Genomic DNA, 25,928 nt, shown 5'->3' on the forward strand with positions numbered 1-25,928 from the left:
CTTTGTTGCTTCAAAAATATTACAATTTCAATATATATGTCGCAATTATCAGAACAAGAGTTAGTACGTAGAGAGAAGCTCTCAAAATTACGCGAATTAGGCATCAATCCTTATCCAGCAGATTTATTTCCTTATAACCACACTTCCAAACAGGTGAAACAGGATTTTTCTGAAGGTAAAAAGGTAATTATTGCCGGTCGTTTAATGTCTCGTAGAATTCAAGGAAATGCTAGTTTTGCTGAACTTCAAGATAGCGAAGGTAGAATACAGGTCTACTTTAACAGAGATGAGATTTGTTCTGGAGACGACAAAACAAAATACAATACCATTTATAAAAAGCTTTTAGATATAGGAGATTTTATAGGTGTAGAAGGAGAATTGTTTACTACCAAAGTAGGAGAAAAAACAGTGAAGGTAAAAGATTTTACTATTTTAAGTAAGGCCCTTAGACCATTGCCGCTTCCAAGGACTGATGCAGACGGAAAAGTGCATGATGCATTTACAGATCCTGAGTTACGTTACAGACAACGTTATGCTGATTTAGTGGTGAATTCGCACGTAAAAGAGGTGTTTATTAAAAGAACCAAGCTTTTCAATGCCATGCGTGATTTCTTTAATGACGCAGGTTATTTTGAAGTAGAAACCCCTATTTTACAGCCAATACCTGGAGGTGCAGCCGCAAGACCATTTGTAACGCACCACAATAGTTTGGACATTCCTTTATACATGAGAATTGCCAACGAGTTATATTTAAAGCGTCTTATTGTTGGTGGTTTTGAAGGTGTTTATGAGTTTTCTAAAAACTTCAGAAATGAAGGTATGGACAAAACCCATAATCCAGAATTTACAGCTATGGAAATCTACGTGGCTTATAAAGATTATAACTGGATGATGGATTTCTGTGAACAATTATTGGAACATTGTGCTACAGCTGTAAACGGAACAACCAAAGCCATTTTCGGCGAGCACGAAATAGACTTTAAAGCACCTTATGCCAGAGTAACTATGGCAGATTCTATCAAGCATTTTACAGGGTTTGATATTACTGGTAAAACCGAGGATGACATTAGACAAGCTGCGAAAGACTTAGATGTTGAAGTTGACAATACCATGGGAAAAGGCAAGCTGATTGATGAAATTTTTGGAGAAAAATGTGAAGGTAATTACATCCAACCAACTTTTATAACAGATTATCCAAAAGAGATGAGTCCGTTATGTAAAGAACATAGAGACAATCCAGAATTAACCGAGCGTTTTGAGCTTATGGTTTGTGGGAAAGAAATAGCCAATGCGTATTCAGAGCTTAACGATCCTATTGATCAACGGGAGCGTTTTGAGCATCAATTAAAATTGGCAGCAAAAGGAGACGATGAAGCAACCGAGTTTATTGATCACGATTTTCTTCGTGCCTTAGAGTACGGGATGCCTCCAACATCTGGAATGGGAATTGGAATGGACAGATTAATTATGTTTTTAACTAATAATCAATCTATTCAAGAGGTGCTGTTTTTCCCTCAAATGAGACCAGAGAAAAAGCCCTTAGCAATTAGTGAAGATGCCAAAGCTGTTTTAGAAATATTAAATAAAGTTGAAAAAATAGATTTAAACGACTTGAAAGGACAATCTGGTTTATCTAACAAAAAATGGGATAAGGCTATTAAAGACTTAACCAAAAACAAAGTTGCCAAAGTTGAAAAAACGGATGATGGTTTGTTTGTGGAACTAATCTAAGAATATCATTTAATTATATATTTAAGGAACTGCAGAGATGTAGTTCCTTTTTTTTTAATGTATTTTATGGAGTTGCTTTTTCTAAAAATTTTACTAGCTAACCAAAAATATGTACTTTAGAGACAACTAAGTCTCGGTGCATTTTATTAATTTACAGATAAATAACTACTAGAATCATATCGTTACTTTTTTATAATATTAACTGTTTGAAAAACTTAATCTTTATATTTCTAATCATACTTTGGGCTTGTAATAAAGAAAACGAACCCAATAACAACGTAGAAACTTCTCATATTAGTTATTTTGGTTTTACTTTAATAGATACTTATTGGGATGATCCAACAGACTCGAACACAAAAACAAACTACTTAAATGAGGTTTCTGATTTCTCAAATATAGCCGATATACTTGTTCTTGGTCCTTCAGATAATATTATTGAAAGTCTAAATCAAATGAATGCTGTAGATGTTAAAAGTATTTTACATCTGTCCGATCTGTTTTTTGAAGTAACCGGTACCAATAGTCCTTCTGGCTTGAAGTACAGTTTGCGTTTGGACTTTGAGTCCAGATGGGACAAATTTGTACAAACTAATAATCTTCAAGACAACAAAAATTTAGTCCAAGCTTTTTATATAGGCGAAGAACCTACATGGAATGGCATAAGTTTTAACGAGTTACAAATGGCTTCAAGCCTTATAAAGTCAAGTATTCCTGATATTCCTATTCTTATAATTGAAGCCTACCCAGTTATTGAACAATTAGAAGTTCCTGGTTCTATAGATTGGGTTGGGTTTGATCATTATGCTGTAAAAGACCCAGAAAACAATCCGCAGTTTTTAAATGAATTCCATCTTTTAAAATCTAAACTTTCCAACGAGCAACAAAAAATTGTGCTTGTAATGGATACACATTATATACCTTCTTTGCACGGAACTTATGGACATATAGCTCTGGAGGACATGGCGGATGTGGCAAACAGTTATTATAATTTAGCTAAGAAAGAACCCAAAGTTATAGCTATTTTAGGGTATTTTTGGCCTAGTGGATTTGATAATCTTGAGGCTATTGGCGCAAGAAATATGCCTTTGTTTATAAAAGAAAACTACATACGGATTGGCAAAGAAATTACTCTAAAAAAATGAGATACAAGCTAAACATATTTATAAAAGTAGCTCAGCATTTAAGCTTTACTTTGGCCTCTAAAGATTTAAACTTATCTCAACCAGCAGTCTCTAAAACCATTGCTAAATTAGAGGAAGATTATAATACCACTTTTTTTAACAGATCTAGAAATTCTATTTCTTTAACAAACGATGGGAAGATTTTTCTTGATTATGCCTATAAAATCACCAAGTTATTTGAAGAACTTGAACACAGTTTTTTGTTTCATGAAGATCATGAAAATTTAGAATTTCATTTAGGTTTAAGCACTACTATTGCCACTTATGTTATGCCAAGGGTTTTAGCTAAAATTCAACAAAACGCACCTAATATCACATTTCATATAACTAGCAGCAATACGAAAGAAATTGAACAAAAAATTCTTGATCAGAAATTAGAATACGGTATTGTTGAAGGAAAATCTTCCAATCAGCTTTTAAAATATACTAAGTTTATAAATGATGAAGTTGTTCTAGTTACAAGCGCACATAACCCGAATAGTAAAAATTCTGTAACTAAAAAAGAATTATCCCAACTTCCATTTGTAAGTCGGGAATTAGGTTCTGGAACTCGGGATATTATAGAGGATATTCTAAAGAAACATCAGGTTGAAAAATTAAATCATGTTATAACTCTAAATAGCACAGAAGCTATTGAACAATATTTAGAATATTCTAATACTTATGCCCTGCTTTCTGTACATGCTATTACTGAAAAACTGATTCAAAATAAACTAAAAATTGTTGATATTAAAAACATCAGTTTTGAACGCGATTTCTATTTTGTTTGTAGAACTGGTTATCAATCGCAAAAAATGGATTTACTCAACAAACTGATTAAAACCAATTATAACTTTTAGTTATACCACATCACTATAAATATTGCTTTAGAGTTATAACTTATTTCTAATTTTGCTCCATAATAAAATCAAGAATCATGAAGCGCAATATTCAAATAGCTGTATTTTCTCTAATTATAATTTTAGCAGCCTTAAATATTATCAATAGTCCTGTTGCTCTTATCTTAGGATTTCTTTTCACCTTAACTTTAGGACATCCATTTCCTATTAAGTCTAAAAAAGCCATTAGTTTTCTATTAAAAGCTTCGGTAATTGGTTTAGGTTTTGGAATGTCTCTAACCGAAACTATAAAGACCAGTAAGGATGGTTTCGTTATTACAGCCCTATCCATTTTTTTAACAGTAAGTATTGGATTATTACTTATTAAAGTACTAAAAATAGACAAAAAATTAGGCTTTTTAATGACTTCAGGAACGGCCATTTGTGGGGGAAGCGCTATTGCAGCAATTTCTCCAGTTATTAAAGCGGACAGCAAAACTATAAGTGTAGCTATAGGAGTGGTCTTTTTATTAAACTCTATTGCCTTATTAATATTCCCTTCTCTCGGACATGTTTTTAATCTGTCTCAAACACAGTTTGGAACCTGGTGTGCTATTGCTATTCACGATACAAGCTCTGTAGTTGGCGCAGCTTTAGAATTTGGAGATAAAGCATTACAAATTGCTACCACAGTAAAATTAGCAAGAACCTTATGGATTATTCCTTTATCCTTTTTTGCTATGGCCTTATTTAAAAGTAAAGACCAAAATATTAAGATTCCGTATTTTATTTTAGGTTTTATAGCTGCTATGTTAATTAATAGCTATGGATTAATACCTGAGATAGTTTCTGTAAATATTGTTGACATATCAAAAAGACTTTTAGTTATTACTTTATTCTTGGTGGGTGCTAGTTTAACATTTAAAGATTTAAAAGAAACAGGTTTTAAACCTGTGTTATTCTCCACCATACTTTGGGTATTTATCAGTATTTTTTCTTTAGTTTTTATAATTAACTTTTAACATCGGTAAAACGAAAAATTTGGATAATAATTAAGATTAAGGCAGATAACTCTATAAGTAGTAAAGTCTTAAATATATTTTTATTATCTTAATAACACTTTAATATATTGATGTAGAAGTTCCTTTTAAAAAATTATCAAAAACAATAATCATGAAACTATCTGGAGTATTTATAGTATTATTTCTTAGTTTAAATTCTTTTTTTGTATCGGCGCAAACTATAGATTCTAATAAATCTGTAGTAAACTTTAAAATTACTGGAGGAGCTATATTTAATGTTAAAGGGACATTCACAGGCATGCAAGGCGATTTTAACTTTAACGAAACAGATCTTAATAACTCTAGTTTTAATATCTGTATAGATGCACAATCTATCGATACAGATAACTCTAAACGAGATGCAGATTTACGCTCTGCCGATTTTTTCGATGTTGAAACTTATTCAACTATTTGTTATAAATCGGATAGCGTTACCAAAACAAGTAACGGTTATAGTACAACAGGAAGTTTAACTATTCGAGGGGTAACCAATACTGTAACTATTCCATTTACTTTTAAAGACAATAGGTTTGAAGGCGATATTGAAATTGAACGACTTGATTATAATATTGGGGAGGATTATGGAAGTTTTAGAGTTGGTAAAACAGCATCCGTAACTATTATCTGTGTAGTAAAACCTTAATATATATTTTTGATATAGTAGAACGTAGAGTAAAAAACAGATTCTAATATTCGAAATTCGATTTCTAACAAACTAAAAAAGGTCTTCAAATGAAGACCCTTTTTAAAATTTATTATCTAAAACCATAGTTTTAATCTCTAATTAAAGGTAAGGTAGAACAACGTAATAAACCTTCTTGTTTAGCTATTTCAGCGTAAGGAACTTCTTCTACGGTTATTCCATTCTCTCTTAACCATGTATTTAATCTGGTGAAATTCTTTTCAGAAATAACAACATCTTCAGCTATAGAAAACACGTTGCTATTCATATGATACATTTCATCTCTTGTAATGTGAAATAGATTCTCTTTTCCAATTAAATCTACTAAATACATATAGTCACTTTCTTCTCTAAAACCACTTTTATAGATAATGGCTTTATTTTTTCCTACAGGTTGAAAACAACAATCTAAATGTAGGGCATTATCTCTGGGTTCAATTTTAGATTTTACCAAATCAAACTCTTTAACAATTTTATTTGGGAATAAGTCCTTAATATATTCCACACCTTTCATATTTGTTCTAGCAGTTATATAATTTTTATAATCACTGCCTTTATAGGTTCCAATAAAAATATGATCGTTGTAAAGCATAACATCTCCACCTTCGATATGAACTTCTTCTGGGGGTCTCACTACTTTTTCTGGATCTATTTTATCAATAATATATTGAATTGCGTCTAACTCCTCTTCTCTATTTGGAAGAATATTGGCCTTAACAAACACATCGTCAATTACAAAAGCAATATCTCGAGTAAAAATCTGATTACAGTCTTTAATTAGCTCTGGTCTATACACTTTTATGTTATATTTCTCAAACACCTTTTCTACGGCCTCCATTTCTTTAACCATATCTTCTTCTACAGGATAAGTTCCTGCTTTAATATGCTCTAAAGATTTTGGGTCGTAAGCTTCATCTTCTGTTGGCGTTGGACCATTACTTTTAGCTGTTCCTAGTACAACAGCTCTTAATCTTGATGTTTCGTTATTTACTTTAAGTTTTATCATAATCTTGCAAACTTAATTAATTTATTATTACGTAACTCCTATTATCTTATATGAATAAAAAAAAGCTTCATTAATTAAAAATGAAGCTTTTATATAATTCAAAAGTGTATTATCTTTTATCGATGTCTTTAAAACTTCTTAAAGTTTCTCCAACATAAATTTGACGTGGACGACCAATAGGTTCATTATTCAAACGCATTTCTCTCCATTGAGAAATCCAACCTGGTAAACGGCCTAAAGCAAACATTACTGTAAACATGTCTGTTGGTATTCCCATAGCTCTATATATAATTCCTGAATAGAAGTCTACATTAGGGTATAATTTTCTTTCCACAAAGTACGGGTCTTGTAAAGCTTCTTGTTCTAAAGCTTTAGCAATATTTAAAATAGGATCTTCCACACCAAGATCGTTTAGTATTTCGTCTGCAGCTTTCTTAATGATTTTAGCTCTAGGATCGAAATTTTTATAAACTCTGTGTCCAAAGCCCATTAATCTAAATGGATCTTCTCTATCTTTTGCTTTAGCCATGTATTTAGCTGTATCTCCACCATCTTCGTTAATAGCTTCTAGCATTTCTAAAACTGCTTGGTTTGCACCACCGTGAAGTGGTCCCCAAAGTGCAGAAATTCCAGTAGAAAGAGATGCAAATAACCCCACATGAGAAGAACCAGCAATTCTTACTGTAGAAGTAGAACAGTTTTGCTCATGATCTGCATGAAGAATTAATAATTTATCCAAAGCATTAATAACAATTGGATTAAATTTATACTCTTCATTTGGTTGCTTAAACATCATTTTTAAGATGTTTTCTACATATCCTAAATTTTTATCACCGTAATCTAATGGTAAACCATTCTTTTTTCTAAAAGTCCATGCCACTAATACTGGGAATTTACCAAGTATTTTAACAATGGCTTTATACATATCGTCTTCAGATTTTACATTTACTGAAGATGGATTAAACGCTGTTAATGCACTTGTAAGAGATGCAATAACTCCCATTGGGTGTGCCGATTTTGGAAAGGCATCAACAATTTTTCGCACGTCTTCATCTACTACAGATTGTGCTTTGATATCTGAATGAAATTTTTCTAATTGTTCTTTTGTCGGTAATTCTCCAAAAATTAAAAGAAAAGCCACCTCTAGGAAATCAGCTTTTTCAGCAAGTTCTTCAATAGAATATCCTCTATACCTTAAAACTCCTTTTTCACCATCTAAAAACGTAATGGCACTTTGACAAGACCCCGTATTTTTATATCCTGGATCTAAAGTTATAACACCTTCTGTGGTGCCTCTTAAGTCTTTAATATCTATGGCAACCTCATTTTCAGTTCCCACAATTATTGGGAATTCGTATGTTTTACCTTTAACTTCTATTGTAGCTTTATCTGACATATATTGTAAAAATATTATTATAAATTATTGTACTTTTTAACTTCACGAATTTACGAAATATATCACGATTTATAAAGCACTTAACAAAGGTTTTAACAATAAAAACATTGGTAAAATTGATAGTAAAAAAGAAAGCGATTATCAAATATTCGATAATCGCTAAAAAAACTCTTTTTTTTATACTCTAATTAAAGACTATTATTAAAGCTTGAAAGCCTTTTTTCCAGGATAATAAGCTATCCCATCCAATTCCTCTTCAATTCTTAATAATTGATTGTATTTTGACATTCTATCACTTCGTGAAGCCGAACCTGTTTTTATTTGTCCACAATTTAATGCCACAGCTAAATCTGCAATGGTATTATCTTCGGTTTCCCCAGAGCGATGAGACATTACAGAGGTATAACCGGCATTATGTGCCATATTTACTGCTGCAATAGTTTCGCTTAAAGTACCAATTTGGTTCACTTTAATTAAAATAGAATTTGCAATATTGTTTTCTATACCTTTAGACAACCTTTTTACATTAGTTACAAATAAATCGTCTCCAACTAACTGAGTTTTATCGCCAACCTTTTCTGTTAAATACTTCCAACCATCCCAGTCGTCCTCATCCATACCGTCTTCAATAGAGATAATTGGATATTTAGAAACAAGTTGAGCCAAATAGTCGGCCTGTTCTTTACTTGTTCTAATTTTCCCATTTTCGCCTTCAAAAATAGAATAATCGTATTTACCATCTTTATAAAACTCTGCTGCAGCGCAATCTAAAGCTATTAAAATATCTTCGCCCAATTTATAGCCTGCATTTTCTACAGCCTTATCAATAGTCTCTAAAGCATCCTCTGTTCCACCAGCTAAATTAGGTGCAAATCCACCTTCATCTCCAACAGATGTGCTTAAACCTCTATCGTGAAGAACTTTTTTAAGGTGATGAAAAATTTCTGTCCCCATTCTCATCGCTTCCGTAAAGTTTGCGGCACTTACAGGCATAATCATAAATTCCTGAAAAGCAATGGGTGCATCACTATGAGAACCTCCATTAATAATATTCATCATGGGTACCGGAAGTGTATTTGCACTAACTCCACCAATATATCTGTATAATGGCATTCCAAGCTCATTAGCTGCTGCTTTAGCTGCTGCCAGCGACACCCCTAAAATAGCATTAGCTCCCAGATTCGACTTATTTGGAGTTCCATCCAAATCGATCATCGTTTTATCTATAAGGTTTTGCTCGAAAACTGACGCTCCAAGTAACTCCTGGGCAATAATAGAGTTTACATTTTCAACAGCTTTTAATACACCTTTTCCCATATATGGTTTTCCACCATCTCTCAACTCTACTGCTTCATGCTCGCCGGTTGAAGCTCCTGAAGGTACTGCTGCCCTTCCCATATAACCATTCTCGGTATACACATCTACTTCAATAGTTGGATTACCTCTTGAATCTAAAATTTGTCTGGCGTGAATATTAATAATAATGCTCATTTCTACGGTTTTAATAATTAATTAAATTATAAATTTTAAGCTACCTATCCTCTTAATTACTAAGACTTCTCTAGGTAAAGATAAAGCCCCAAAGAAGTTGGTCTTCTTTGAGGCTTTGAGATTATTTGTTTTTTATATTTTCTATAAACTGATCAAACAGATAAGAAGAATCATGTGGACCAGGACTAGCTTCAGGGTGGTATTGTACCGAAAAGCAATTTTTATTTTTAATACGAATACCCGCAACAGTATGGTCGTTTAAATGAACATGGGTAATATCTATATCCGGATGATTCTCAGTTTCTTCTTTATTAATAGCAAATCCATGATTTTGAGAAGTAATTTCTCCTTTACCAGTAAGCAGATTTTTTACCGGATGATTAATCCCTCTATGTCCATGGTGCATTTTATAAGTAGAAATTCCATGTGTTAACGCAATAATTTGATGTCCTAAACAGATACCAAATAAAGGCAGATTTCTATCTAAAATTTCTTTAGCTAAAGTTTGTGCTGTTTTTAATGGTTCCGGATCTCCTGGCCCATTTGATAAAAAGTAGCCATCTGGATTAAAAGCACTCATCTCTTCAAACGTAGCATTGTATGGAAACACTTTAATATAGGCATCTCTTTTTGCTAAATTTCTAAGAATATTTGTTTTAATTCCTACGTCTAAAGCTGCTACTTTATAAGTTGCATTTTCGTCTCCATAATAGTATGGCTCTTTAGTTGAAACCTGAGAAGCCAACTCTAAACCATCCATCTTTGGTACCTCTGCTAATTGCCTTTTTAAGCCCTCCAAATTATCAATTTCCGTAGAAATTACGGCATTCATTGCTCCATGTTCTCTAAGATAACTAACTAGAGCTCGTGTATCTACATCGGAAATGGCAAATAGGTTGTTTTCTTTTAGAAACTCTTCAAGTGAAGCATCTGCTGCATCTCGCGAATAGTTATAACTAAAGTTTTTACAAATTAAACCAGAAATCTTAATGGAATCTGACTCTACTTCATCCTTCTGGGTTCCATAATTACCAATATGTGCATTGGTAGCAACCATTAACTGTCCATAATACGAGGGATCAGTAAAAATTTCTTGATACCCAGTCATGCCTGTATTAAAGCAGACTTCACCAAAAGCTGTTCCGGAATTTCCAATGGCTTTCCCGTGAAAAATAGTACCGTCGGATAAAAGAATTATCGCTTTTTGTCTTTTATTATATTTCATTGCCTTTTAATGAGATTCCCACCAACAAATTTCAGGCCGACAGGAATAAAGTTTTGCAAAATTGCATAAAAAAAAGGATAAACTAAAATGTTTATCCTTTTTTATATTTTCTTTAATGAACACCTTTTAAAATTAAAGCGTATTATAGTATCCAAATATTTTTTTAAGGTCGGTTATATCCTTAAAACTTAAATCATTATCCTTAGCGTATTGTTTTAGAATATTCTTTTTATCAGCTTCAACCATTTTTAAAATAGACGATCTCTTAAGTTTTATTAGCTTAAGGTTTTCGTTATCTGTAGTATAAAAATATTTTTCCTTAATAATCATTGAATCGTCAGTTGTTTTCTGTTGCGTCAATGGATTAAACATACCTTCTTTAATTCCTATTTCATGTTTTCTTAAAATAGTAGTGGACTTTGTAACTACTAATTCTTCGAAGTAAGAGTTTCTTTGGAATTCAGCATCTAGATAACGTTTAAATGTTCTACCATCAATAACCACTTTTTCGATATTACCTGGATTAAAGGCTAAAATAGAATCTTCGGAGAACTTAGCTTCAAAACGTTCCATTTGAACATTGTAATTAACGCTTCTAAATTTGTATGCCTTATTGTTCTTTGCATAAATTAAGGCAGTTGTATTATTCCATGAATCAAATAAATATGGAGAGCCTTTTAATTTGGAGTTTCCCTTAACATTTTTAATCCAAACTCCAGTACTGGTAAAGTTAGCACTAGAATTATTAAAATCGTTCCCACTAGAGACAGCTACAGATTGAGCAAATGTAAAGTTTACCGTTAAGGCAAGTAAAAAAATAAGAAATTTATTCATTTTGTTTAAAATTTAGAAGTGCAAATATAAAAAAAGGATAGACTTTATTAGGCCTATCCTTTTTATTTTCTGTTAATTAACAAAAACTTAACTACTATTCTTCTTCGTTAGAAGCTTTAGTTTCTGTTGCAGGAGCTGTAGTTTCTGCTGGTTTAGAACCACCTCTTCTACTTCTTCTTGTTGTTTTCTTAGCCGGTTTATTAGCGTTATAGATTTCGTTGTAATCAACAAGTTCTATCAATGCCATATCTGCATTATCACCTAAACGGTTACCAAGTTTAATAATTCTAGTATATCCACCTGGTCTATCTGCTACTTTAGGAGCTACATCTCTAAACAATTCTACAACAGCTTCTTTTTGTCTTAAACGAGACATTACAATACGTCTGTTGTGAGTTGTATCTTCTTTAGATTTTGTAATCAATGGCTCTACAAATTGTCTTAAAGCTTTTGCTTTAGCTACTGTAGTATTAATACGTTTGTGCTCGATTAAAGAACAAGCCATATTAGCTAACATTGATTTTCTATGAGCAGTTTTTCTACTTAAGTGATTTACTTTTTTTCCGTGTCTCATGACATTTGTTATTGGACATCATCTTGCTACCATATCCATTTAAAGGAGAGCAAATTATGTGTCGTTAATACTATTTGTTTTGAAAAAAATAGATACTCTTAAAATTGTAAAGTTACAATCCTAATTTTTCTAGTCTTTATCTAATTTATATTTTGAAAGATCCATTCCAAAGTTTAAACCTTTTACACTTACTAGTTCTTCTAGCTCAGTTAAAGATTTTTTACCGAAGTTACGGAACTTCATTAAATCATTTTTATTAAATGAAACCAAGTCTCCTAATGTATCAACTTCTGCTGCTTTTAAACAGTTAAGAGCACGTACTGAAAGATCCATATCAACTAATTTAGTTTTCAATAGTTGTCTCATATGAAGAGATTCTTCATCATAAGTTTCTGTTTGTGCAATCTCATCAGCTTCAAGAGTTATTCTCTCATCTGAGAATAACATAAAGTGATGGATTAATGTTTTAGCTGCTTCCGTTAAGGCGTCTTGTGGCGTAATAGAACCATCAGTAATAATTTCGAAAACTAATTTTTCATAATCAGTTTTTTGTTCTACACGATAGTTTTCTATACTGTACTTAACGTTTTTAATTGGAGTATAAATAGAATCTGTAAAGATAGTTCCAATTGGTGCAGAAGCTTTTTTATTTTCTTCTGCTGGTACATATCCTCTACCTTTTTCGATAGTAATCTCCATGTTAATATTTACTTTAGGATCTAAATTACAGATTACTAATTCCGAATTTAATACTTGGAATCCCGAGATAAATTTTTGAAAATCACCAGCTGTTATTTGATTTTGTCCTGAGATAGAGATAGAGATAGACTCGCTATCTACATCTTCTATCTGTCTTTTAAAACGAACTTGTTTTAAATTCAAGATCATTTCAGTAACATCTTCAACAACACCTGCAATGGTAGAAAATTCATGATCTACACCTTCCATTCTAACTGAAGTGATTGCAAATCCTTCTAAAGAAGAGAGTAAAACTCTTCTTAAAGCATTTCCAATTGTTAATCCGTAACCAGGTTCTAAAGGACGAAATTCGAATTTCCCTTCAAAATCGGTTGAATCAATCATGATTACTTTGTCGGGTTTCTGAAAATTAAATACTGCCATATTTGCGATTTGTATCAGTTATTATTTAGAGTATAATTCAACGATGAATTGTTCGTTAATATTCACTGGAATTTGAATTCTAGCTGGTATAGCAACGTAAGTTCCTTGCTTTAATTCATTATTCCATGTAATCCATTCGTAAACCTGACTTGAATTAGCTAAAGATTTTTCGATAGCTTCAAGAGATTTAGATTTTTCTCTTACAGCAACAACGTCTCCAGGTTTTAACTGGTAAGATGGTACATTTACTATACCTCCGTTTACTGTAATATGTCTATGTGATACTAATTGTCTTGCGCCATTTCTAGAAGGAGAAATTCCCATTCTGTAAACCACGTTGTCTAATCTAGACTCACAAAGTTGTAACAACGTTTCTCCTGTAAGTCCAGGAGCTGCAGTTGCTCTTTTAAACATGTTTCTGAATTGTTTTTCTAAAACACCATAGGTGTATTTAGCTTTTTGCTTTTCCATTAATTGGATTGCATATTCAGATTTTTTTCCACGACGTTTGTTTGCACCGTGTTGACCTGGAGGATAATTTCTTTTTTCAAAAGACTTATCTTCTCCGTAAATAGCTTCACCGAATTTTCGGGCTATTTTTGTTTTAGGACCAGTATATCTTGCCATTGTTTGATTTGTTTAGAGAGTGGTTATGAATTAAGGTCTTAATCTTATCCTTCGATACCCGTTAGTCTCTCATTAATACTTGTTAATATTTTTTCAGTTTGCAAATTTACGTATAAAAAACTAATATCAACTATATAAAACAGTTGATATTAATTATTTACAAATATAAATTATACTCTTCTTCTTTTAGGAGGGCGACATCCGTTATGTGGTAATGGCGTAACATCGATAATTTCTGTTACTTCTATACCTGCATTATGGATAGATCTAATAGCAGATTCTCTACCATTTCCTGGGCCTTTAACGTAAACTTTAACTTTCTTTAATCCAGCTTCAGATGCAACTCCTGCTGCATTTTCTGCTGCTAGTTGAGCTGCGTAAGGGGTATTCTTTTTAGAACCTCTAAATCCCATTTTCCCTGCTGAAGACCAAGAAATTACGTCTCCTTTTTTATTTGTAAGCGAGATAATAATGTTGTTAAAAGAAGCTGTTATATGTGCTTCTCCTACAGATTCAACAATTACTTTACGCTTTTTTGTACTTGACTTTGCCATAGTATTCTAGTTTGTAGTTGTTAGTTTTTAGTTGTTAGAATCCTAAACATTGCAATTTCAAACAGATTCATCTAACGCTAAATTCTAATGACTAATGTCTATTAATTATTTAGTTGCCATTTTTTTGTTAGCAACAGTTTTTCTTCTACCTTTTCTAGTTCTAGAATTGTTCTTAGTACGTTGTCCACGTAATGGAAGTCCAACTCTATGACGGATACCTCTGTAACATCCAATATCCATTAATCGCTTAATGTTTAATTGGGTTTCAGAACGTAGTTCTCCTTCAATAGTGAAAGAACCAACAGCTTCACGAATACCATTGATATCCTCATCTGTCCAATCTTGAACTTTTGTACTTTCTTCTACTTTAGCTTGTGCTAAAATATCTTTTGCTCTACTTCTACCTATTCCATAGATATAAGTTAGGGAGATAACTCCTCTTTTGTTTTTTGGTATGTCTACACCTGCAATTCTTGCCATAACTACCCTTGTCTTTGTTTGAATCTAGGATTCTTTTTGTTAATCACGTAAAGTCTTCCTTTTCTGCGCACGATTTTACAATCTGCACTTCTCTTTTTAACTGATGCTCTTACTTTCATCTGTTCTTGTTATTAGTTTAAAATTTTAAGACTTGCTTAAAACCTTATCTTATTAATATCTATAAGTTATTCTAGCCTTAGTCAAATCGTAAGGACTCATTTCTAATTTCACCTTATCTCCAGGTAACAATTTAATGTAATGCATACGCATTTTTCCAGAGATATGTGCTGTCACAATGTGACCGTTTTCTAGTTCAACACGGAACATAGCATTAGATAATGCTTCTATAATTGTTCCATCTTGTTCTATTGCTGCTTGTTTTGCCATAGTATTATAAATTAAGCGACTGCTTTTCTATTTTTACCTGTTTTCATCAAGCCATCATAGTGTCTATTTAACAAGTAAGAATTTACTTGCTGCATAGTATCTATTGCAACTCCAACCATAATTAGTAACGACGTTCCTCCGAAAAACAAAGCCCATCCTGATTGCACACTCATTAACTTTACTATAATTGCTGGGAACACAGCTATTAAAGCTAAGAATATAGAACCTGGTAAGGTTATTTGAGACATAATTTTATCTAAATATTCTGAAGTTTCAGAACCTGGACGAATACCAGGAATAAAACCGCCACTACGTTTCAAATCGTCTGCCATTTTGTTTGTTGGAACCGTAATTGCTGTATAAAAGTATGTAAATACTATAATTAATAAAGCAAAAACAAGGTTATACCAAAATCCAAAGATATCAGCAAAGTTTGTTTGCATCCATTGACCTGCACCAGTATCTTTTAAGAAGGATGTTCCACCTATTAAACTTGGTACAAACATAATAGCTTGTGCAAAGATAATCGGCATTACTCCAGATGCATTTAACTTTAATGGTAAAAATTGTCTTGATCCAAACACATTTTTCTCATAGCCTCCAGAAGCTGTTCTTCTTGCGTATTGTACAGCAACTTTTCTAACAGCCATTACTAACATAACCGAAGCTAAAATAATAACTAACCAAATTACTAATTCAAAAAGAATTAACATCACGTTATTTCCTTCTAATCTAGAAGAAGCGTTTTGTAAAAATGCTTTTGGTAAGGTTGCTATAATACCAACCATAATTAATAAAGAGATTCCGTTTCCAATACCTTTATCGGTAATTTTTTCTCCTAACCACATTGCAAAAATACAACCTGTAACTAAAATTACAATCGAAGAAAAATAGAATACACCACCAGTTCCTAATAAAAAGGCACTTTGTGGAATACCAAATGCAGTTGGTAAACTTGCTAAATATCCTGGTGCTTGCACCAAACAGATAGCTATAGTTAGCCAGCGCGTTATTTGCGTTATTTTCTTTTGACCACTAGCTCCTTCTTTTTGTAGTTTCTGTAAATAAGGAATAGCAATTCCCATTAACTGAACAACAATAGAAGCAGAGATATAAGGCATAATTCCCAATGCAAAAACAGAAGCGTTAGCAAAAGCTCCTCCTGTAAATGCATTTAATAAACCTAATAAACCAGATTCTGTATTGCTTTGTAAATTCTCTAATTGAGCAGCATCAATACCTGGTAAAACTATCTGAGCGCCAAAACGGTAAACTAATAACAGACCAAGTGTTACAATGATTCTGTTTCTTAATTCCTCTATTTTCCAAACATTCTTAAGTGTCTCTATAAATTTCATGCGCTTGTTTGTGATTATAAAGTTACAGTTTCTCCTCCTGCAGCTTCAATCGCAGCTTTTGCTGAAGCGGTAAACTTATGAGCAGATACTTTTAATTTAGCTTTTAATTCTCCTCTTCCTAAAATTTTAACTAGTTCGTTTTTACCAGCTAAACCTAAAGTTACAAGTGTTTCAAAATCTATAGTATCTTTAATTTTCTTTTCGTCAACTAAATGTTGTAAGGTATCAAGGTTAATTCCTTGATATACCACACGGTTCATATTTGTAAATCCAAATTTAGGAACTCGTCTTTGAAGTGGCATTTGCCCTCCTTCGAAACCTAATTTTTTAGAATATCCAGAACGAGATTTCGCTCCTTTATGACCTCTTGTTGCAGTGCCTCCTTTACCAGTTCCTTGACCACGTCCAATACGTTTTCCCTGGTTTTTTACTGAACCTTCTGCAGGTTTTAAATTACTTAAATCCATTTTTCAGTGTTATATTATTCTGTTTCCTCTACCGAAACTAAATGTGAAACTTTAGCAACCATACCAAGGATATTTGGTGTGGCGTCGTGCTCTACGACTTGCCCAATCTTCTTAAGACCTAAGGCCTCTAAAGTGCGCTTTTGTCTTAATGTGCGTTTGATTGCGCTTCTAACTTTTTTTACTTTTATTTTTGCCATCGTTTTCCTGTATTAACCTTTAAAAACTTTTTCTAATGATATACCTCTCTCACGTGCAATAGTTTGTGCACTTCTTAACTGTAGTAATGCATCGAATGTTGCTTTTACAACGTTATGTGGGTTCGAAGAACCTTGTGATTTAGATAATACATCATGTACACCAACAGCCTCCAATACGGTTCTAACAGCTCCACCAGCAATAACTCCAGTACCTGGAGCTGCAGGAATGATATTTACTCTTGCACCACCGTATTTTCCTTTTTGTTCGTGTGGAATGGTTCTCTTAGCTAAAGGAATGCGAACTAAATTTTTCTTAGCATCTTCAACAGCTTTTGCTATTGCACTAGCTACGTCTTTAGATTTTCCTAAACCTTGTCCTACAACACCTGCTTCATCTCCAACCACTACAATTGCTGAAAAACCAAATGCTCTACCTCCTTTAGTTACTTTTGTAACTCTTTGTACACCAATTAAACGATCTTTAAGATCTAATCCACTTGGTTTTACTAACTCTGCGCTTTTGTATTTCTGATACATAATTTCTTAGAATTTAAGTCCTGCTTCTCTAGCTCCGTCGGCTAATGATTTTACTCTCCCGTGATATAAATATCCACCTCTATCAAAAGAGATAGTGTCTACACCCGCCTTTAACGTTTTCTCAGCAACTGCTTTACCTACTAAGGCTGCAATTTCCGATTTTGTACCTTTTGCAGAACTAATGTCTTTATCTCTAGAAGATGCTGCACTGATAGTTTTACCAGATTCGTCATCTATAACTTGAGCATATATTTCTTTATTACTTCTAAAAACAGCTAATCTTGGTCTAGTTTCAGTTCCTGAAACTGCTTTTCGAACTCTGTTTTTAATTCTTAATCGTCTTTCGTTCTTTGTCAATGCCATAACTTACTTATTAAGCTGATTTACCTGCTTTTCTTCTTAATACTTCACCTACAAACTTAATTCCTTTACCTTTATAAGGCTCTGGTGGTCTGAAGCCACGTATTTTGGCAGCAACTTGACCAACTAATTGTTTGTCCGAAGATGTTAATTTTATAATTGGATTTTTTCCTTTTTCAGAGATGGTTTCAACCGTCACTTCTTTTGCAACTTCTACAACTATGTTGTGAGAAAATCCTAAGGCTAAATCTAATTTCTGTCCTTGGTTAGATGCTCTATAACCTACACCTATCAATTCTAATTGTTTTGTCCATCCTTCTCTAACACCGTCTATCATATTACTGATAAGAGATCTGTATAATCCGTGTTTAGATTTAAATGTTTTTAAATCTGAAGGGCGTTCTACAACTACCTTTCCTTCTTCAATTTTTATTGATACATCAGAAAATTCTTGAGTTAATTCCCCTAATTTTCCTTTTACTGTAACAATATTATCGTTTATATCAACCGTAACTCCTTCCGGAATTGTTATTGGGCTATTACCTATTCTTGACATGTCTTATTCGATTTTTTATTAGTGAACGTAACAAAGTACTTCTCCACCTACATTAGCACTTTGAGCTTGCTTACCTGTCATAACTCCGTGAGAAGTAGAAACAATGGCAATACCAAGACCGTTTAAGATTCTAGGTAGTTCTTTAGAACTTGAGTACTTACGTAAACCTGGTTTAGAAATTCTGTGTATCTTTTTAATTACAGGCTCTTTGGTTTCCTTATTATACTTAAGAGCTATTTTAATAGTTCCTTGTACAGTATTGTCCTCAAACTTGTAGCTTAAAATATATCCTTGTTCGAATAATATTTTAGTAATTTCCTTTTTTAGATTAGATGCAGGAATCTCAACCACTCTGTGGTTAGCTCGGACAGCATTTCTAATTCTAGTTAAATAATCCGATATTGGATCTGTATTCATAGTTATTAAATTTCGGAAATGGTTTTCAACAGTATTGTTAAACCTAAATCCAGTTTATAATTGGTTTTATTACCAGCTTGCTTTTTTAACCCCAGGTATTAACCCTTGGTTAGCCATTTCTCTAAATGTTACACGAGAAATTCCAAATGTTCTCATATAACCTCTAGGTCTACCTGTTAGTTTACAACGATTGTGCATACGTACAGGAGATGCATTTTTTGGTAACTTTTGTAATGCTTCGTAATCTCCAGCTTCTTTTAAAGCTTTACGTTTCTCAGCATATTTTGCTACTGTTTTTGCTCTTTTTACCTCGCGGGCTTTCATTGATTCTTTAGCCATATCTTAATTCTTTTGAAAAGGTAATCCTAATTCTGTTAATAATGATTTCGCTTCTTTATCTGTTGCAGCCGAGGTTACAAATGTAATATCCATTCCTGAAATTTTATTTACCTTATCGATATCAATTTCTGGAAAAATAATTTGTTCTGTAATTCCTAAATTGTAATTTCCTCTACCATCAAATCCTGAAGCTTTAATTCCATTAAAGTCTCTAACTCTTGGTAATGCCGAAGTAATTAAACGATCTAAAAATTCGTACATTCTCTCTCCACGTAAAGTAACTTTTGCGCCAATTGGCATTCCTTTACGTAATTTGAATGATGCAACGTCTTTCTTAGAAATAGTTGCAACGGTCTTTTGTCCGGTTATAGTTGTTAACTCGTCAACTGCGTGATCTATTAACTTTTTATCAGCTACTGCTGCTCCCACTCCTCTAGATAATACTATCTTTTGAAGTTTAGGCACCATCATGATATTTTTATAACCAAATTCTTCTGTAAGAGCTGCAGTTATTCTGCTTTTATACTCTTCTTTAAGTCTAGGTGTATATGCCATAACTAAATTACTTCATTAGATTTTTTTGAAAATCTTACTTTTTTATCGCCTTCCATTCTGTATCCAACTCTTGTTGTTTCTCCTTTTGAAGTTAACAACGATAAGTTAGAAATTTGAATAGCTGCTTCTTTTTCTACGATTCCACCTTGAGGACTTTGTGCACTTGGTTTAGTATGTTTCTTAACCATGTTAATTCCCTCAACAATCGCCTTGTTCTTATCTGTTAATACTTTAAGTACTTTTCCTTCTGAACCTTTATGGTCTCCAGCAATTACTTTAACGGTATCTCCTGATTTTATTTTAAACTTTGTCATTTTGTTTTGCATTAAAGCACTTCAGGTGCTAATGATACAATTTTCATGAATTGTTTATCACGAAGTTCTCTTGCAACAGGACCAAATACACGTGTTCCTCTCATTTCGCCCGTTGGGTTTAATAAAACACATGCGTTATCATCAAATCTAATATAAGATCCATCTGGTCTTCTTACTTCTTTCTTTGTACGTACTACAACTGCAGTTGAAACGGCACCTTTTTTAATGTTTCCATTAGGTGTAGCGTCTTTAACTGAAACAACAATTTTGTCTCCAACAGATGCGTATCTTCTTTTAGTACCTCCTAGAACACGTATTGTTAATACTTCTTTTGCTCCAGTGTTATCGGCTACTTTTAATCTTGATTCTGTTTGTACCATAATTATTTAGCTCTTTCAATTATTTCAACTAGTCTCCAACATTTAGATTTACTCATAGGTTTAGTTTCCATGATTTTAACTGTATCTCCAATATTGCAATCGTTTGTTTCGTCGTGTGCTACGTATTTCTTCGTTTTCAACACGAACTTTCCATACATAGGGTGTTTTACTTTTTTAACTTCAGCAACCACAATTGATTTCTGCATTTTGTTACTAGTAACTATCCCTATACGTTCTTTTCTTAAATTTCTTGTTTCCATCTTTTCGGCAGAATTATTGTACATCTCTTTTAGTTAATTCAGTCGCAATTCTCGCTACGTCTCTTCTTGCAGAACGCAATTGAATTGGGTTCTCTAAAGGAGAAATTGTATGAGCCATTTTTAAATCTACATAGCTCTTTTTAGTCTCACTAAGTTTCTCTTGTAACTCAGCTACAGATAATTCTTTAATTTCTGATTGTTTCATAATATCAAATAAATTATGCTTCGTAATCACGAGCGATTATAAACTTAGTTTTAACTGGTAGTTTTTGTGCTGCTAAACGTAAAGCTTCTTTAGCTACGTCTAATGGCACGCCACCGATTTCAAATAATATTCTACCTGGCTTAACGGTTGCTACCCAGTATTCAACGGCACCTTTACCTTTACCCATACGTACTTCAAGAGGTTTCTTTGTAATTGGCTTATCCGGGAAAATTTTAATCCAGATAGATCCTTCTCTTTTCATGAAACGTGTAGCGGCAATACGAGCTGCTTCTATTTGACGAGCTGTAACAAAGCTTGTGTCTAATGATTTTATCCCAAAAGTTCCACTTGATAAACGGTGTCCTCTTCCAGAGTTCCCCTTCATTTTTCCCTTTTGTTGCTTACGAAATTTTGTTTTTTTAGGCTGTAACATTTTTCTTGTTCTTTAAAAAATTACTTTCTACGACGAGGTTTGTTAGTATTACTTCCAGATCCTCGTCCACCTTTTCCTTGCTTCTTAGATAACCCAACAAGAGGAGAAAGTTCTCTTTTACCATAAACTTCACCTTTCATGATCCATACTTTAACCCCTAATCTACCATAAGTAGTGTGGGCCTCAACTAAAGCATAATCAATATCGGCTCTGAATGTTGATAATGGAATACGTCCTTCTTTATAATGTTCGCTACGTGCCATTTCAGCTCCGTTTAAACGTCCACTAATTTGAATTTTTATTCCTTCTGCATTCATACGCATAGTTGCAGCGATAGCCATTTTGATTGCGCGTCTGTAAGAAATTCTATTTTCTATTTGACGTGCAATACTTGAAGCTACTAAATGCGCATCTAGTTCTGGTCTTTTAATTTCAAATATGTTTATTTGAACTTCTTTACCAGTAATTTTCTTAAGCTCTTCTTTTAACTTGTCTACCTCTTGACCTCCTTTACCAATAATGATACCTGGACGTGCAGTGGTGATAGTAACGGTTACAAGTTTAAGAGTTCTCTCGATAATTACTCTTGAAACACTAGCTTTCGATAGACGTGCGTGAACGTACTTTCTGATCTTATCGTCTTCGGCAAGTTTGTCACCATAATCGTTTCCTCCGTACCAGTTAGATTCCCATCCTCTGATAATTCCTAAGCGATTTCCGATTGGATTTGTTTTTTGTCCCATATCTCTATCTTAACTTTGTGTGTTATTGTTAGCTCCAACCACAATTGTTACGTGGTTAGAACGTTTTCTAATTCTGTGTGCGCGACCTTGAGGTGCTGGACGTAATCTTTTTAACATAGATCCTCCGTCAACTCTAATCTCTTTTACAAATAATTCAGCTTCCTCAATACTTGCATCTTCATTTTTAGCTTGCCAGTTTGCAATTGCAGACAATAGCAATGTCTCTAAACGATTTGATGCTTCTTTTTGACTGAACTTCAATATATTAAGCGCTTTTTCTACTTTTTCGCCTCTTACTAAATCGGCTACTAAACGCATTTTTCTTGGTGATGTAGGACAGTTATTAAGTTTAGCGAAAGCAATATGCTTTTTCTCTTCCTTAATCGCGTCTGCCATTTGTTTTTTACGACTTCCCATAGCTTACTACTTTTTACCTTTGTTTTTAGCACCTGCATGACCTCTAAAAGATCTTGTTGGTGAAAATTCTCCTAATTTATGTCCTACCATATTCTCAGTTACATATACTGGAACAAATTGACGTCCGTTATGTACTGCAATAGTTTGTCCAACAAAATCTGGAGTTATCATCGAGGCTCTTGACCAAGTTTTGATAACTGATTTCTTTCCAGATTCTACATTGGTTAGAACTTTTCTCTCTAGTTTATAATGAACGTAAGGTCCTTTTTTTAATGATCTTGACATGACTTATTATTTCTTTCTACGTTCTACAATATATTTATTACTCGCCTTTGTTTTAGAACGGGTTCTATAACCTTTAGCAGGTACACCATTTCTAGAACGTGGATGACCACCAGATGACTTACCTTCTCCACCACCCATTGGATGATCTACCGGGTTCATAACTACTGGTCTTACTCTTGGTCTTCTTCCTAACCATCTTGTTCTACCTGCTTTACCAGATACTAACAATTGATGATCTGAGTTAGACACAACTCCTATTGTAGCCATACATGTTGTTAACACTAAACGTGTCTCACCCGATGGTAATTTGATAGAAGCAAATTTTCCATCTCTTGCCATTAATTGAGCAAAGGTTCCAGCACTACGAGCCATAACAGCTCCTTGACCTGGACGCAACTCTACACAAGAGATAATAGTTCCTAAAGGGATTTTACCTAATGGCATAGCGTTACCAATTTCAGTAGCAACATCGTCTCCAGAGACAACTGTTTGACCTACTTGTAAACCGTTTGGTGCAATAATGTATGCTTTTTCGCCATCTTGATAATTCAATAAAGCAATAAAAGCTGTTCTGTTTGGATCGTATTCGATAGATTTAACTTCCGCTGGAATTCCAGTTTTGTTACGTTTAAAATCGATAATACGATACTTTTTCTTATGACCTCCACCAATATAGCGCATGGTCATTTTTCCTTGACTGTTTCTACCACCAGATCTTTTATTCGGAACGAGTAAACTCTTTTCCGGCTTATCAGTAGTTATAGCGTCATACCTATTAACTACTCTAAATCGCTGTCCTGGTGTGGTTGGTTTTAATTTTCTTACTGACATTTGTCTTTAATTACATGTTAGTGTATAAATCAATCATTTCACCTTCCGCCAGTTGTACAATTGCTTTTTTAACTGCATTTGTTTTACCATGTTGAACCCCAGTTTTTGTAAACTTGGTTTTTCTATCTGGACGGACATTTATAGTACGAACTTTTTCAACAGAAACTCCATAAGCAGCTTCTACTGCTTTTTTAATTTCTACCTTGTTCGCCTTGGTATTCACCGCGAAAGTATAGCAGTTTCTTAACTCGCTATCTGCAGTCGCTTTTTCTGTGATAATAGGTTTAATTAAGATATTCATCTGTTTCTTATTTACTTAAATTCGATTCAATTCCTTCTAAAGAGCTCTCTAAAAGCACAATTTGATTTGCATTTAAAATCTTGTAAGTGCTTAATTCTGAACTATTTATAACTTCAGAGCCTTTTAAATTGCGTGAGGACAAATATACATTATTATTTGACCCACCCAACACAAAGAGAGATTTTTTATTGTCTAGCTTTAAAGCAGTTAAAACTGCCATAAAGTTTTTAGTCTTTGGAGATTCAAAATTGAAATCTTCTAAAACTACTATTGACTTCTCATTTGCTTTAATACTCAAGGCCGATTTTCTAGCTAAACGCTTTAAGTTTTTATTTAATTTAAAGCTATAGTTTCTTGGTCTAGGACCAAAAATACGTCCACCACCTTTAAAAACACCAGACTTAATAGATCCAGCTCTTGCTGTACCTGTACCCTTTTGTTTTTTAATTTTACGCGTACTACCAGAAATCTCAGCTCTTTCTTTCGATTTGTGAGTTCCTTGTCTTTGGTTAGCTAAATATTGTTTAACATCCAAATATACAGCGTGGTTATTAGGCTCAATAGCAAAAACAGCATCCGAAAGGTCTGCCTTTCTTCCTGTTTCTTTTCCGTTTATATCTAAAACTGCTACTTTCATTATTTCTGAATAATTACATAAGAATTTTTATGACCAGGTACACAACCTTTAACCACAAGTAAGTTCTTTTCTGGAACTACCTTTAAAACTCTTAAATTTTCAACTTTTACTTTATCGGTTCCCATGCGGCCACCCATCTTCATTCCTTTAAATACTCTTGCAGGATATGAAGCAGCACCAACAGAACCTGGAGCTCTCCCCATACTTTGTTGACCGTGTGTTCTTTCAGAACCAGCGAATCCGTGACGTTTTACAACCCCTTGGAACCCTTTTCCTTTAGAAACCCCAGACACATCTACAAATTCTCCTTCACTAAAGAAGTCTACAGAGATGGCATCACCTAATTTGTACTCCTCATCAAAACCTTTGAATTCAGCGATTTTGCGTTTAACAGAAGTTCCTGCTTTTTTAGCGTGACCTAGGTCTGCCTTAGTAGCACTTTTTTCTGTCGCGTCATCGAAACCAAGTTGAACAGCTTTATAGCCATCAACCTCTTCAGTTCTGACTTGGGTAACGATACATGGTCCAGCTTCGATTACTGTACATGGAACATTTTTTCCATTCTCATCGAAAATGCTGGTCATACCGATTTTTTTTCCTATTAACCCAGACATAATTGTTATTTATTATATTATGGACAACTCGCGATTTGTCCTGCTTATTTTTTTATGGATGATTCGCGACTCATCTCAAAAATATTCAAGGCCGAAAATACTTTCAGCCTTGAAATGTATTTATCCGTTTTTCCTTAACCAATCGTTAAGGACATGTTTATACTCGCGAAATCAGCGATCTCTTTATCGAAGGAAATTCAATTTGAGATATCTTCCCGATAGCTATCGAGACTCGCAGGTAGCTACTTAAACCTTGATCTCTACCTCTACACCACTTGGCAACTCTAATTTCATTAGAGCGTCAATTGTTTTAGAAGAAGACGAGTAGATATCTAATAATCTCTTGTAAGAGCTTAATTGAAATTGTTCTCTCGCTTTCTTGTTAACGTGCGGTGAACGTAATACAGTGAAAATTTTCTTGTGAGTTGGTAAAGGGATTGGTCCAGTTACAACAGCTCCAGTACTTTTTACTGTTTTTACAATCTTATCAGCAGACTTGTCCACTAGGTTGTGATCGTAAGACTTTAATTTTATTCTGATTTTTTGACTCATT

Annotated in this window: 39 protein-coding genes; 5 read left to right on the top strand and 34 right to left on the bottom strand. The window is 33.5% G+C overall.

Annotation, left to right across the window (positions count from 1 at the left end):
- Window positions 1–36: 36 nt before the first annotated feature.
- From lysS to OS188_RS07705, 5 genes are all read left to right on the top strand, one after another.
- Window positions 37–1,731, top strand: coding sequence for a lysine--tRNA ligase (lysS, locus tag OS188_RS07685; protein ID WP_267148251.1), 1,695 nt, complete (start codon window positions 37–39; stop codon window positions 1,729–1,731).
- Between the two features lie 206 nt (window positions 1,732–1,937).
- A complete protein-coding gene (locus OS188_RS07690; RefSeq protein ID WP_267148252.1) occupies window positions 1,938–2,873 on the top strand; it encodes a hypothetical protein in 936 nt (311 codons plus the stop codon).
- A complete protein-coding gene (locus tag OS188_RS07695) occupies window positions 2,870–3,751 on the top strand; it encodes a LysR family transcriptional regulator (RefSeq protein ID WP_267148253.1) in 882 nt (293 codons plus the stop codon). Before OS188_RS07690 ends, OS188_RS07695 begins: the two co-directional genes overlap by 4 nt.
- Before the next feature lie 77 nt (window positions 3,752–3,828).
- Window positions 3,829–4,752, top strand: coding sequence for a YeiH family protein (locus OS188_RS07700; RefSeq protein WP_267148254.1), 924 nt, complete (start codon window positions 3,829–3,831; stop codon window positions 4,750–4,752).
- 151 nt (window positions 4,753–4,903) lie between these two features.
- Complete coding sequence (locus tag OS188_RS07705) at window positions 4,904–5,434, top strand: YceI family protein (RefSeq protein ID WP_267148255.1); 531 nt, start codon at window positions 4,904–4,906, stop codon at window positions 5,432–5,434.
- A 130-nt stretch (window positions 5,435–5,564) separates the two neighbouring features.
- On the opposite strand, the gene OS188_RS07710 is transcribed toward OS188_RS07705, so the two are convergent.
- The 34 genes from OS188_RS07710 to rpsJ form a co-directional block, all read right to left on the bottom strand.
- Window positions 5,565–6,479 carry a dimethylarginine dimethylaminohydrolase family protein gene (locus OS188_RS07710; protein ID WP_267148256.1) on the bottom strand — a complete coding sequence of 305 codons (915 nt, stop codon included), beginning with the start codon at window positions 6,477–6,479 and terminating at the stop codon, window positions 5,565–5,567.
- Between the two features lie 109 nt (window positions 6,480–6,588).
- Complete coding sequence (locus OS188_RS07715; protein WP_267148257.1) at window positions 6,589–7,875, bottom strand: citrate synthase; 1,287 nt, start codon at window positions 7,873–7,875, stop codon at window positions 6,589–6,591.
- A gap of 201 nt (window positions 7,876–8,076) precedes the next feature.
- Window positions 8,077–9,366 carry a phosphopyruvate hydratase gene (eno, locus tag OS188_RS07720; protein WP_267148258.1) on the bottom strand — a complete coding sequence of 430 codons (1,290 nt, stop codon included), beginning with the start codon at window positions 9,364–9,366 and terminating at the stop codon, window positions 8,077–8,079.
- A gap of 121 nt (window positions 9,367–9,487) precedes the next feature.
- Window positions 9,488–10,591 (bottom strand): glutamine-hydrolyzing carbamoyl-phosphate synthase small subunit, encoded by a 1,104-nt coding sequence (gene carA / locus OS188_RS07725; protein WP_267148259.1) that lies wholly within the window; start codon window positions 10,589–10,591, stop codon window positions 9,488–9,490.
- Between the two features lie 132 nt (window positions 10,592–10,723).
- Window positions 10,724–11,425, bottom strand: coding sequence for a hypothetical protein (locus tag OS188_RS07730; RefSeq protein ID WP_267148260.1), 702 nt, complete (start codon window positions 11,423–11,425; stop codon window positions 10,724–10,726).
- Between the two features lie 94 nt (window positions 11,426–11,519).
- A complete protein-coding gene (gene rplQ, locus OS188_RS07735) occupies window positions 11,520–11,999 on the bottom strand; it encodes a 50S ribosomal protein L17 (RefSeq protein ID WP_267148261.1) in 480 nt (159 codons plus the stop codon).
- Window positions 12,000–12,128: 129 nt separating this feature from the next.
- Window positions 12,129–13,121, bottom strand: a complete 993-nt coding sequence (locus OS188_RS07740) for a DNA-directed RNA polymerase subunit alpha (protein ID WP_267148262.1) — start codon at window positions 13,119–13,121, stop codon at window positions 12,129–12,131.
- Between the two features lie 21 nt (window positions 13,122–13,142).
- Window positions 13,143–13,748 carry a 30S ribosomal protein S4 gene (gene rpsD / locus OS188_RS07745; RefSeq protein ID WP_267148263.1) on the bottom strand — a complete coding sequence of 202 codons (606 nt, stop codon included), beginning with the start codon at window positions 13,746–13,748 and terminating at the stop codon, window positions 13,143–13,145.
- Between the two features lie 170 nt (window positions 13,749–13,918).
- Window positions 13,919–14,302 (bottom strand): 30S ribosomal protein S11, encoded by a 384-nt coding sequence (gene rpsK, locus OS188_RS07750; protein ID WP_267148264.1) that lies wholly within the window; start codon window positions 14,300–14,302, stop codon window positions 13,919–13,921.
- A gap of 105 nt (window positions 14,303–14,407) precedes the next feature.
- Window positions 14,408–14,782, bottom strand: coding sequence for a 30S ribosomal protein S13 (gene rpsM, locus OS188_RS07755; protein ID WP_267148265.1), 375 nt, complete (start codon window positions 14,780–14,782; stop codon window positions 14,408–14,410).
- Between the two features lie 2 nt (window positions 14,783–14,784).
- Complete coding sequence (gene ykgO / locus OS188_RS07760; protein ID WP_013305171.1) at window positions 14,785–14,901, bottom strand: type B 50S ribosomal protein L36; 117 nt, start codon at window positions 14,899–14,901, stop codon at window positions 14,785–14,787.
- 52 nt (window positions 14,902–14,953) lie between these two features.
- Window positions 14,954–15,169 (bottom strand): translation initiation factor IF-1, encoded by a 216-nt coding sequence (gene infA, locus OS188_RS07765; RefSeq protein WP_007094967.1) that lies wholly within the window; start codon window positions 15,167–15,169, stop codon window positions 14,954–14,956.
- A gap of 11 nt (window positions 15,170–15,180) precedes the next feature.
- Entirely contained in the window at window positions 15,181–16,527 is a 1,347-nt protein-coding gene (gene secY / locus OS188_RS07770) for a preprotein translocase subunit SecY (protein WP_267148266.1), read from the bottom strand.
- 14 nt (window positions 16,528–16,541) lie between these two features.
- On the bottom strand, window positions 16,542–16,994 hold the full coding sequence (gene rplO, locus OS188_RS07775; RefSeq protein ID WP_267148267.1) for a 50S ribosomal protein L15: 453 nt from the start codon (window positions 16,992–16,994) through the stop codon (window positions 16,542–16,544).
- Window positions 16,995–17,008: 14 nt separating this feature from the next.
- Window positions 17,009–17,191, bottom strand: a complete 183-nt coding sequence (gene rpmD, locus OS188_RS07780) for a 50S ribosomal protein L30 (RefSeq protein ID WP_267148268.1) — start codon at window positions 17,189–17,191, stop codon at window positions 17,009–17,011.
- Between the two features lie 12 nt (window positions 17,192–17,203).
- On the bottom strand, window positions 17,204–17,728 hold the full coding sequence (rpsE, locus tag OS188_RS07785; protein ID WP_267148269.1) for a 30S ribosomal protein S5: 525 nt from the start codon (window positions 17,726–17,728) through the stop codon (window positions 17,204–17,206).
- Between the two features lie 6 nt (window positions 17,729–17,734).
- Complete coding sequence (gene rplR, locus OS188_RS07790) at window positions 17,735–18,091, bottom strand: 50S ribosomal protein L18 (protein ID WP_267148270.1); 357 nt, start codon at window positions 18,089–18,091, stop codon at window positions 17,735–17,737.
- Window positions 18,092–18,101: 10 nt separating this feature from the next.
- On the bottom strand, window positions 18,102–18,644 hold the full coding sequence (gene rplF / locus OS188_RS07795) for a 50S ribosomal protein L6 (protein WP_267148271.1): 543 nt from the start codon (window positions 18,642–18,644) through the stop codon (window positions 18,102–18,104).
- An 18-nt stretch (window positions 18,645–18,662) separates the two neighbouring features.
- Window positions 18,663–19,061, bottom strand: coding sequence for a 30S ribosomal protein S8 (gene rpsH / locus OS188_RS07800; RefSeq protein WP_267148272.1), 399 nt, complete (start codon window positions 19,059–19,061; stop codon window positions 18,663–18,665).
- A 69-nt stretch (window positions 19,062–19,130) separates the two neighbouring features.
- The gene (rpsN, locus tag OS188_RS07805; RefSeq protein WP_040492186.1) at window positions 19,131–19,400 is read right to left on the bottom strand and encodes a 30S ribosomal protein S14; all 270 of its coding nucleotides are present in this window, start codon (window positions 19,398–19,400) and stop codon (window positions 19,131–19,133) included.
- 3 nt (window positions 19,401–19,403) lie between these two features.
- On the bottom strand, window positions 19,404–19,955 hold the full coding sequence (rplE, locus tag OS188_RS07810; RefSeq protein WP_267148273.1) for a 50S ribosomal protein L5: 552 nt from the start codon (window positions 19,953–19,955) through the stop codon (window positions 19,404–19,406).
- Between the two features lie 2 nt (window positions 19,956–19,957).
- Complete coding sequence (gene rplX, locus OS188_RS07815; protein ID WP_267148274.1) at window positions 19,958–20,269, bottom strand: 50S ribosomal protein L24; 312 nt, start codon at window positions 20,267–20,269, stop codon at window positions 19,958–19,960.
- Between the two features lie 11 nt (window positions 20,270–20,280).
- The gene (gene rplN, locus OS188_RS07820) at window positions 20,281–20,649 is read right to left on the bottom strand and encodes a 50S ribosomal protein L14 (protein ID WP_267148275.1); all 369 of its coding nucleotides are present in this window, start codon (window positions 20,647–20,649) and stop codon (window positions 20,281–20,283) included.
- Between the two features lie 2 nt (window positions 20,650–20,651).
- Window positions 20,652–20,909, bottom strand: coding sequence for a 30S ribosomal protein S17 (rpsQ, locus tag OS188_RS07825; RefSeq protein ID WP_267148276.1), 258 nt, complete (start codon window positions 20,907–20,909; stop codon window positions 20,652–20,654).
- Window positions 20,910–20,922: 13 nt separating this feature from the next.
- Complete coding sequence (rpmC, locus tag OS188_RS07830) at window positions 20,923–21,114, bottom strand: 50S ribosomal protein L29 (RefSeq protein ID WP_267148277.1); 192 nt, start codon at window positions 21,112–21,114, stop codon at window positions 20,923–20,925.
- Window positions 21,115–21,127: 13 nt separating this feature from the next.
- On the bottom strand, window positions 21,128–21,547 hold the full coding sequence (gene rplP, locus OS188_RS07835) for a 50S ribosomal protein L16 (RefSeq protein ID WP_267148278.1): 420 nt from the start codon (window positions 21,545–21,547) through the stop codon (window positions 21,128–21,130).
- A gap of 20 nt (window positions 21,548–21,567) precedes the next feature.
- Entirely contained in the window at window positions 21,568–22,290 is a 723-nt protein-coding gene (gene rpsC, locus OS188_RS07840; protein WP_267148279.1) for a 30S ribosomal protein S3, read from the bottom strand.
- A gap of 9 nt (window positions 22,291–22,299) precedes the next feature.
- Window positions 22,300–22,707 carry a 50S ribosomal protein L22 gene (gene rplV / locus OS188_RS07845; protein ID WP_267148280.1) on the bottom strand — a complete coding sequence of 136 codons (408 nt, stop codon included), beginning with the start codon at window positions 22,705–22,707 and terminating at the stop codon, window positions 22,300–22,302.
- A gap of 6 nt (window positions 22,708–22,713) precedes the next feature.
- Window positions 22,714–22,992 (bottom strand): 30S ribosomal protein S19, encoded by a 279-nt coding sequence (gene rpsS / locus OS188_RS07850; RefSeq protein ID WP_267148281.1) that lies wholly within the window; start codon window positions 22,990–22,992, stop codon window positions 22,714–22,716.
- 6 nt (window positions 22,993–22,998) lie between these two features.
- On the bottom strand, window positions 22,999–23,823 hold the full coding sequence (gene rplB / locus OS188_RS07855) for a 50S ribosomal protein L2 (protein ID WP_267148282.1): 825 nt from the start codon (window positions 23,821–23,823) through the stop codon (window positions 22,999–23,001).
- 10 nt (window positions 23,824–23,833) lie between these two features.
- Window positions 23,834–24,124 carry a 50S ribosomal protein L23 gene (rplW, locus tag OS188_RS07860; RefSeq protein ID WP_267148283.1) on the bottom strand — a complete coding sequence of 97 codons (291 nt, stop codon included), beginning with the start codon at window positions 24,122–24,124 and terminating at the stop codon, window positions 23,834–23,836.
- A gap of 7 nt (window positions 24,125–24,131) precedes the next feature.
- Complete coding sequence (gene rplD, locus OS188_RS07865; protein WP_267148284.1) at window positions 24,132–24,761, bottom strand: 50S ribosomal protein L4; 630 nt, start codon at window positions 24,759–24,761, stop codon at window positions 24,132–24,134.
- Window positions 24,761–25,375: a 50S ribosomal protein L3 gene (gene rplC / locus OS188_RS07870; protein ID WP_267148285.1), complete on the bottom strand. Its 615-nt coding sequence runs from the start codon at window positions 25,373–25,375 to the stop codon at window positions 24,761–24,763. The genes rplD and rplC overlap by 1 nt, the downstream gene beginning before the upstream one ends.
- 246 nt (window positions 25,376–25,621) lie before the next feature.
- On the bottom strand, window positions 25,622–25,927 hold the full coding sequence (gene rpsJ, locus OS188_RS07875; RefSeq protein WP_100610637.1) for a 30S ribosomal protein S10: 306 nt from the start codon (window positions 25,925–25,927) through the stop codon (window positions 25,622–25,624).
- Window position 25,928: the final 1 nt, after the last annotated feature.

This window comes from Xanthomarina sp. F1114 (assembly GCF_026410255.1).
In the GTDB taxonomy this organism is placed as follows: domain Bacteria; phylum Bacteroidota; class Bacteroidia; order Flavobacteriales; family Flavobacteriaceae; genus Xanthomarina.

Coding starts and splice junctions, on each gene's coding strand:
- rpsJ (WP_100610637.1), bottom strand. CDS start 25,927: ATGAGTCAAAAAATCAGAATAAAATTAAAGTCTTACGATCACAACCTA.
- rplW (WP_267148283.1), bottom strand. CDS start 24,124: ATGAATATCTTAATTAAACCTATTATCACAGAAAAAGCGACTGCAGAT.
- eno (WP_267148258.1), bottom strand. CDS start 9,366: ATGAGCATTATTATTAATATTCACGCCAGACAAATTTTAGATTCAAGA.
- rpsK (WP_267148264.1), bottom strand. CDS start 14,302: ATGGCAAAGTCAAGTACAAAAAAGCGTAAAGTAATTGTTGAATCTGTA.
- rpsC (WP_267148279.1), bottom strand. CDS start 22,290: ATGGGACAAAAAACAAATCCAATCGGAAATCGCTTAGGAATTATCAGA.
- rplX (WP_267148274.1), bottom strand. CDS start 20,269: ATGACAAAGTTTAAAATAAAATCAGGAGATACCGTTAAAGTAATTGCT.
- rplC (WP_267148285.1), bottom strand. CDS start 25,375: ATGTCTGGGTTAATAGGAAAAAAAATCGGTATGACCAGCATTTTCGAT.
- OS188_RS07695 (WP_267148253.1), top strand. CDS start 2,870: ATGAGATACAAGCTAAACATATTTATAAAAGTAGCTCAGCATTTAAGC.
- rplN (WP_267148275.1), bottom strand. CDS start 20,649: ATGGTACAAACAGAATCAAGATTAAAAGTAGCCGATAACACTGGAGCA.
- rplQ (WP_267148261.1), bottom strand. CDS start 11,999: ATGAGACACGGAAAAAAAGTAAATCACTTAAGTAGAAAAACTGCTCAT.
- rpmC (WP_267148277.1), bottom strand. CDS start 21,114: ATGAAACAATCAGAAATTAAAGAATTATCTGTAGCTGAGTTACAAGAG.
- OS188_RS07700 (WP_267148254.1), top strand. CDS start 3,829: ATGAAGCGCAATATTCAAATAGCTGTATTTTCTCTAATTATAATTTTA.
- OS188_RS07705 (WP_267148255.1), top strand. CDS start 4,904: ATGAAACTATCTGGAGTATTTATAGTATTATTTCTTAGTTTAAATTCT.
- rplE (WP_267148273.1), bottom strand. CDS start 19,955: ATGGCATATACACCTAGACTTAAAGAAGAGTATAAAAGCAGAATAACT.
- rplR (WP_267148270.1), bottom strand. CDS start 18,091: ATGGCATTGACAAAGAACGAAAGACGATTAAGAATTAAAAACAGAGTT.
- OS188_RS07715 (WP_267148257.1), bottom strand. CDS start 7,875: ATGTCAGATAAAGCTACAATAGAAGTTAAAGGTAAAACATACGAATTC.
- ykgO (WP_013305171.1), bottom strand. CDS start 14,901: ATGAAAGTAAGAGCATCAGTTAAAAAGAGAAGTGCAGATTGTAAAATC.
- secY (WP_267148266.1), bottom strand. CDS start 16,527: ATGAAATTTATAGAGACACTTAAGAATGTTTGGAAAATAGAGGAATTA.
- rpsM (WP_267148265.1), bottom strand. CDS start 14,782: ATGGCAAGAATTGCAGGTGTAGACATACCAAAAAACAAAAGAGGAGTT.
- rplB (WP_267148282.1), bottom strand. CDS start 23,823: ATGTCAGTAAGAAAATTAAAACCAACCACACCAGGACAGCGATTTAGA.
- OS188_RS07740 (WP_267148262.1), bottom strand. CDS start 13,121: ATGGCAGTATTTAATTTTCAGAAACCCGACAAAGTAATCATGATTGAT.
- OS188_RS07710 (WP_267148256.1), bottom strand. CDS start 6,479: ATGATAAAACTTAAAGTAAATAACGAAACATCAAGATTAAGAGCTGTT.
- rpsQ (WP_267148276.1), bottom strand. CDS start 20,909: ATGGAAACAAGAAATTTAAGAAAAGAACGTATAGGGATAGTTACTAGT.
- OS188_RS07730 (WP_267148260.1), bottom strand. CDS start 11,425: ATGAATAAATTTCTTATTTTTTTACTTGCCTTAACGGTAAACTTTACA.
- rpsE (WP_267148269.1), bottom strand. CDS start 17,728: ATGTATCAGAAATACAAAAGCGCAGAGTTAGTAAAACCAAGTGGATTA.
- carA (WP_267148259.1), bottom strand. CDS start 10,591: ATGAAATATAATAAAAGACAAAAAGCGATAATTCTTTTATCCGACGGT.
- rplV (WP_267148280.1), bottom strand. CDS start 22,707: ATGGGAAGTCGTAAAAAACAAATGGCAGACGCGATTAAGGAAGAGAAA.
- rplO (WP_267148267.1), bottom strand. CDS start 16,994: ATGGATTTAAGTAATTTAAAACCTGCAGAAGGTTCAGTAAAAAACCAG.
- infA (WP_007094967.1), bottom strand. CDS start 15,169: ATGGCAAAACAAGCAGCAATAGAACAAGATGGAACAATTATAGAAGCA.
- rpsH (WP_267148272.1), bottom strand. CDS start 19,061: ATGAATACAGATCCAATATCGGATTATTTAACTAGAATTAGAAATGCT.
- rpsS (WP_267148281.1), bottom strand. CDS start 22,992: ATGTCAAGATCATTAAAAAAAGGACCTTACGTTCATTATAAACTAGAG.
- rplP (WP_267148278.1), bottom strand. CDS start 21,547: ATGTTACAGCCTAAAAAAACAAAATTTCGTAAGCAACAAAAGGGAAAA.
- rpmD (WP_267148268.1), bottom strand. CDS start 17,191: ATGGCAAAAATAAAAGTAAAAAAAGTTAGAAGCGCAATCAAACGCACA.
- lysS (WP_267148251.1), top strand. CDS start 37: ATGTCGCAATTATCAGAACAAGAGTTAGTACGTAGAGAGAAGCTCTCA.
- rpsN (WP_040492186.1), bottom strand. CDS start 19,400: ATGGCTAAAGAATCAATGAAAGCCCGCGAGGTAAAAAGAGCAAAAACA.
- rplF (WP_267148271.1), bottom strand. CDS start 18,644: ATGTCAAGAATAGGTAATAGCCCAATAACAATTCCGGAAGGAGTTACG.
- rplD (WP_267148284.1), bottom strand. CDS start 24,761: ATGAAAGTAGCAGTTTTAGATATAAACGGAAAAGAAACAGGAAGAAAG.
- rpsD (WP_267148263.1), bottom strand. CDS start 13,748: ATGGCAAGATATACTGGTCCTAAAACAAAAATAGCCCGAAAATTCGGT.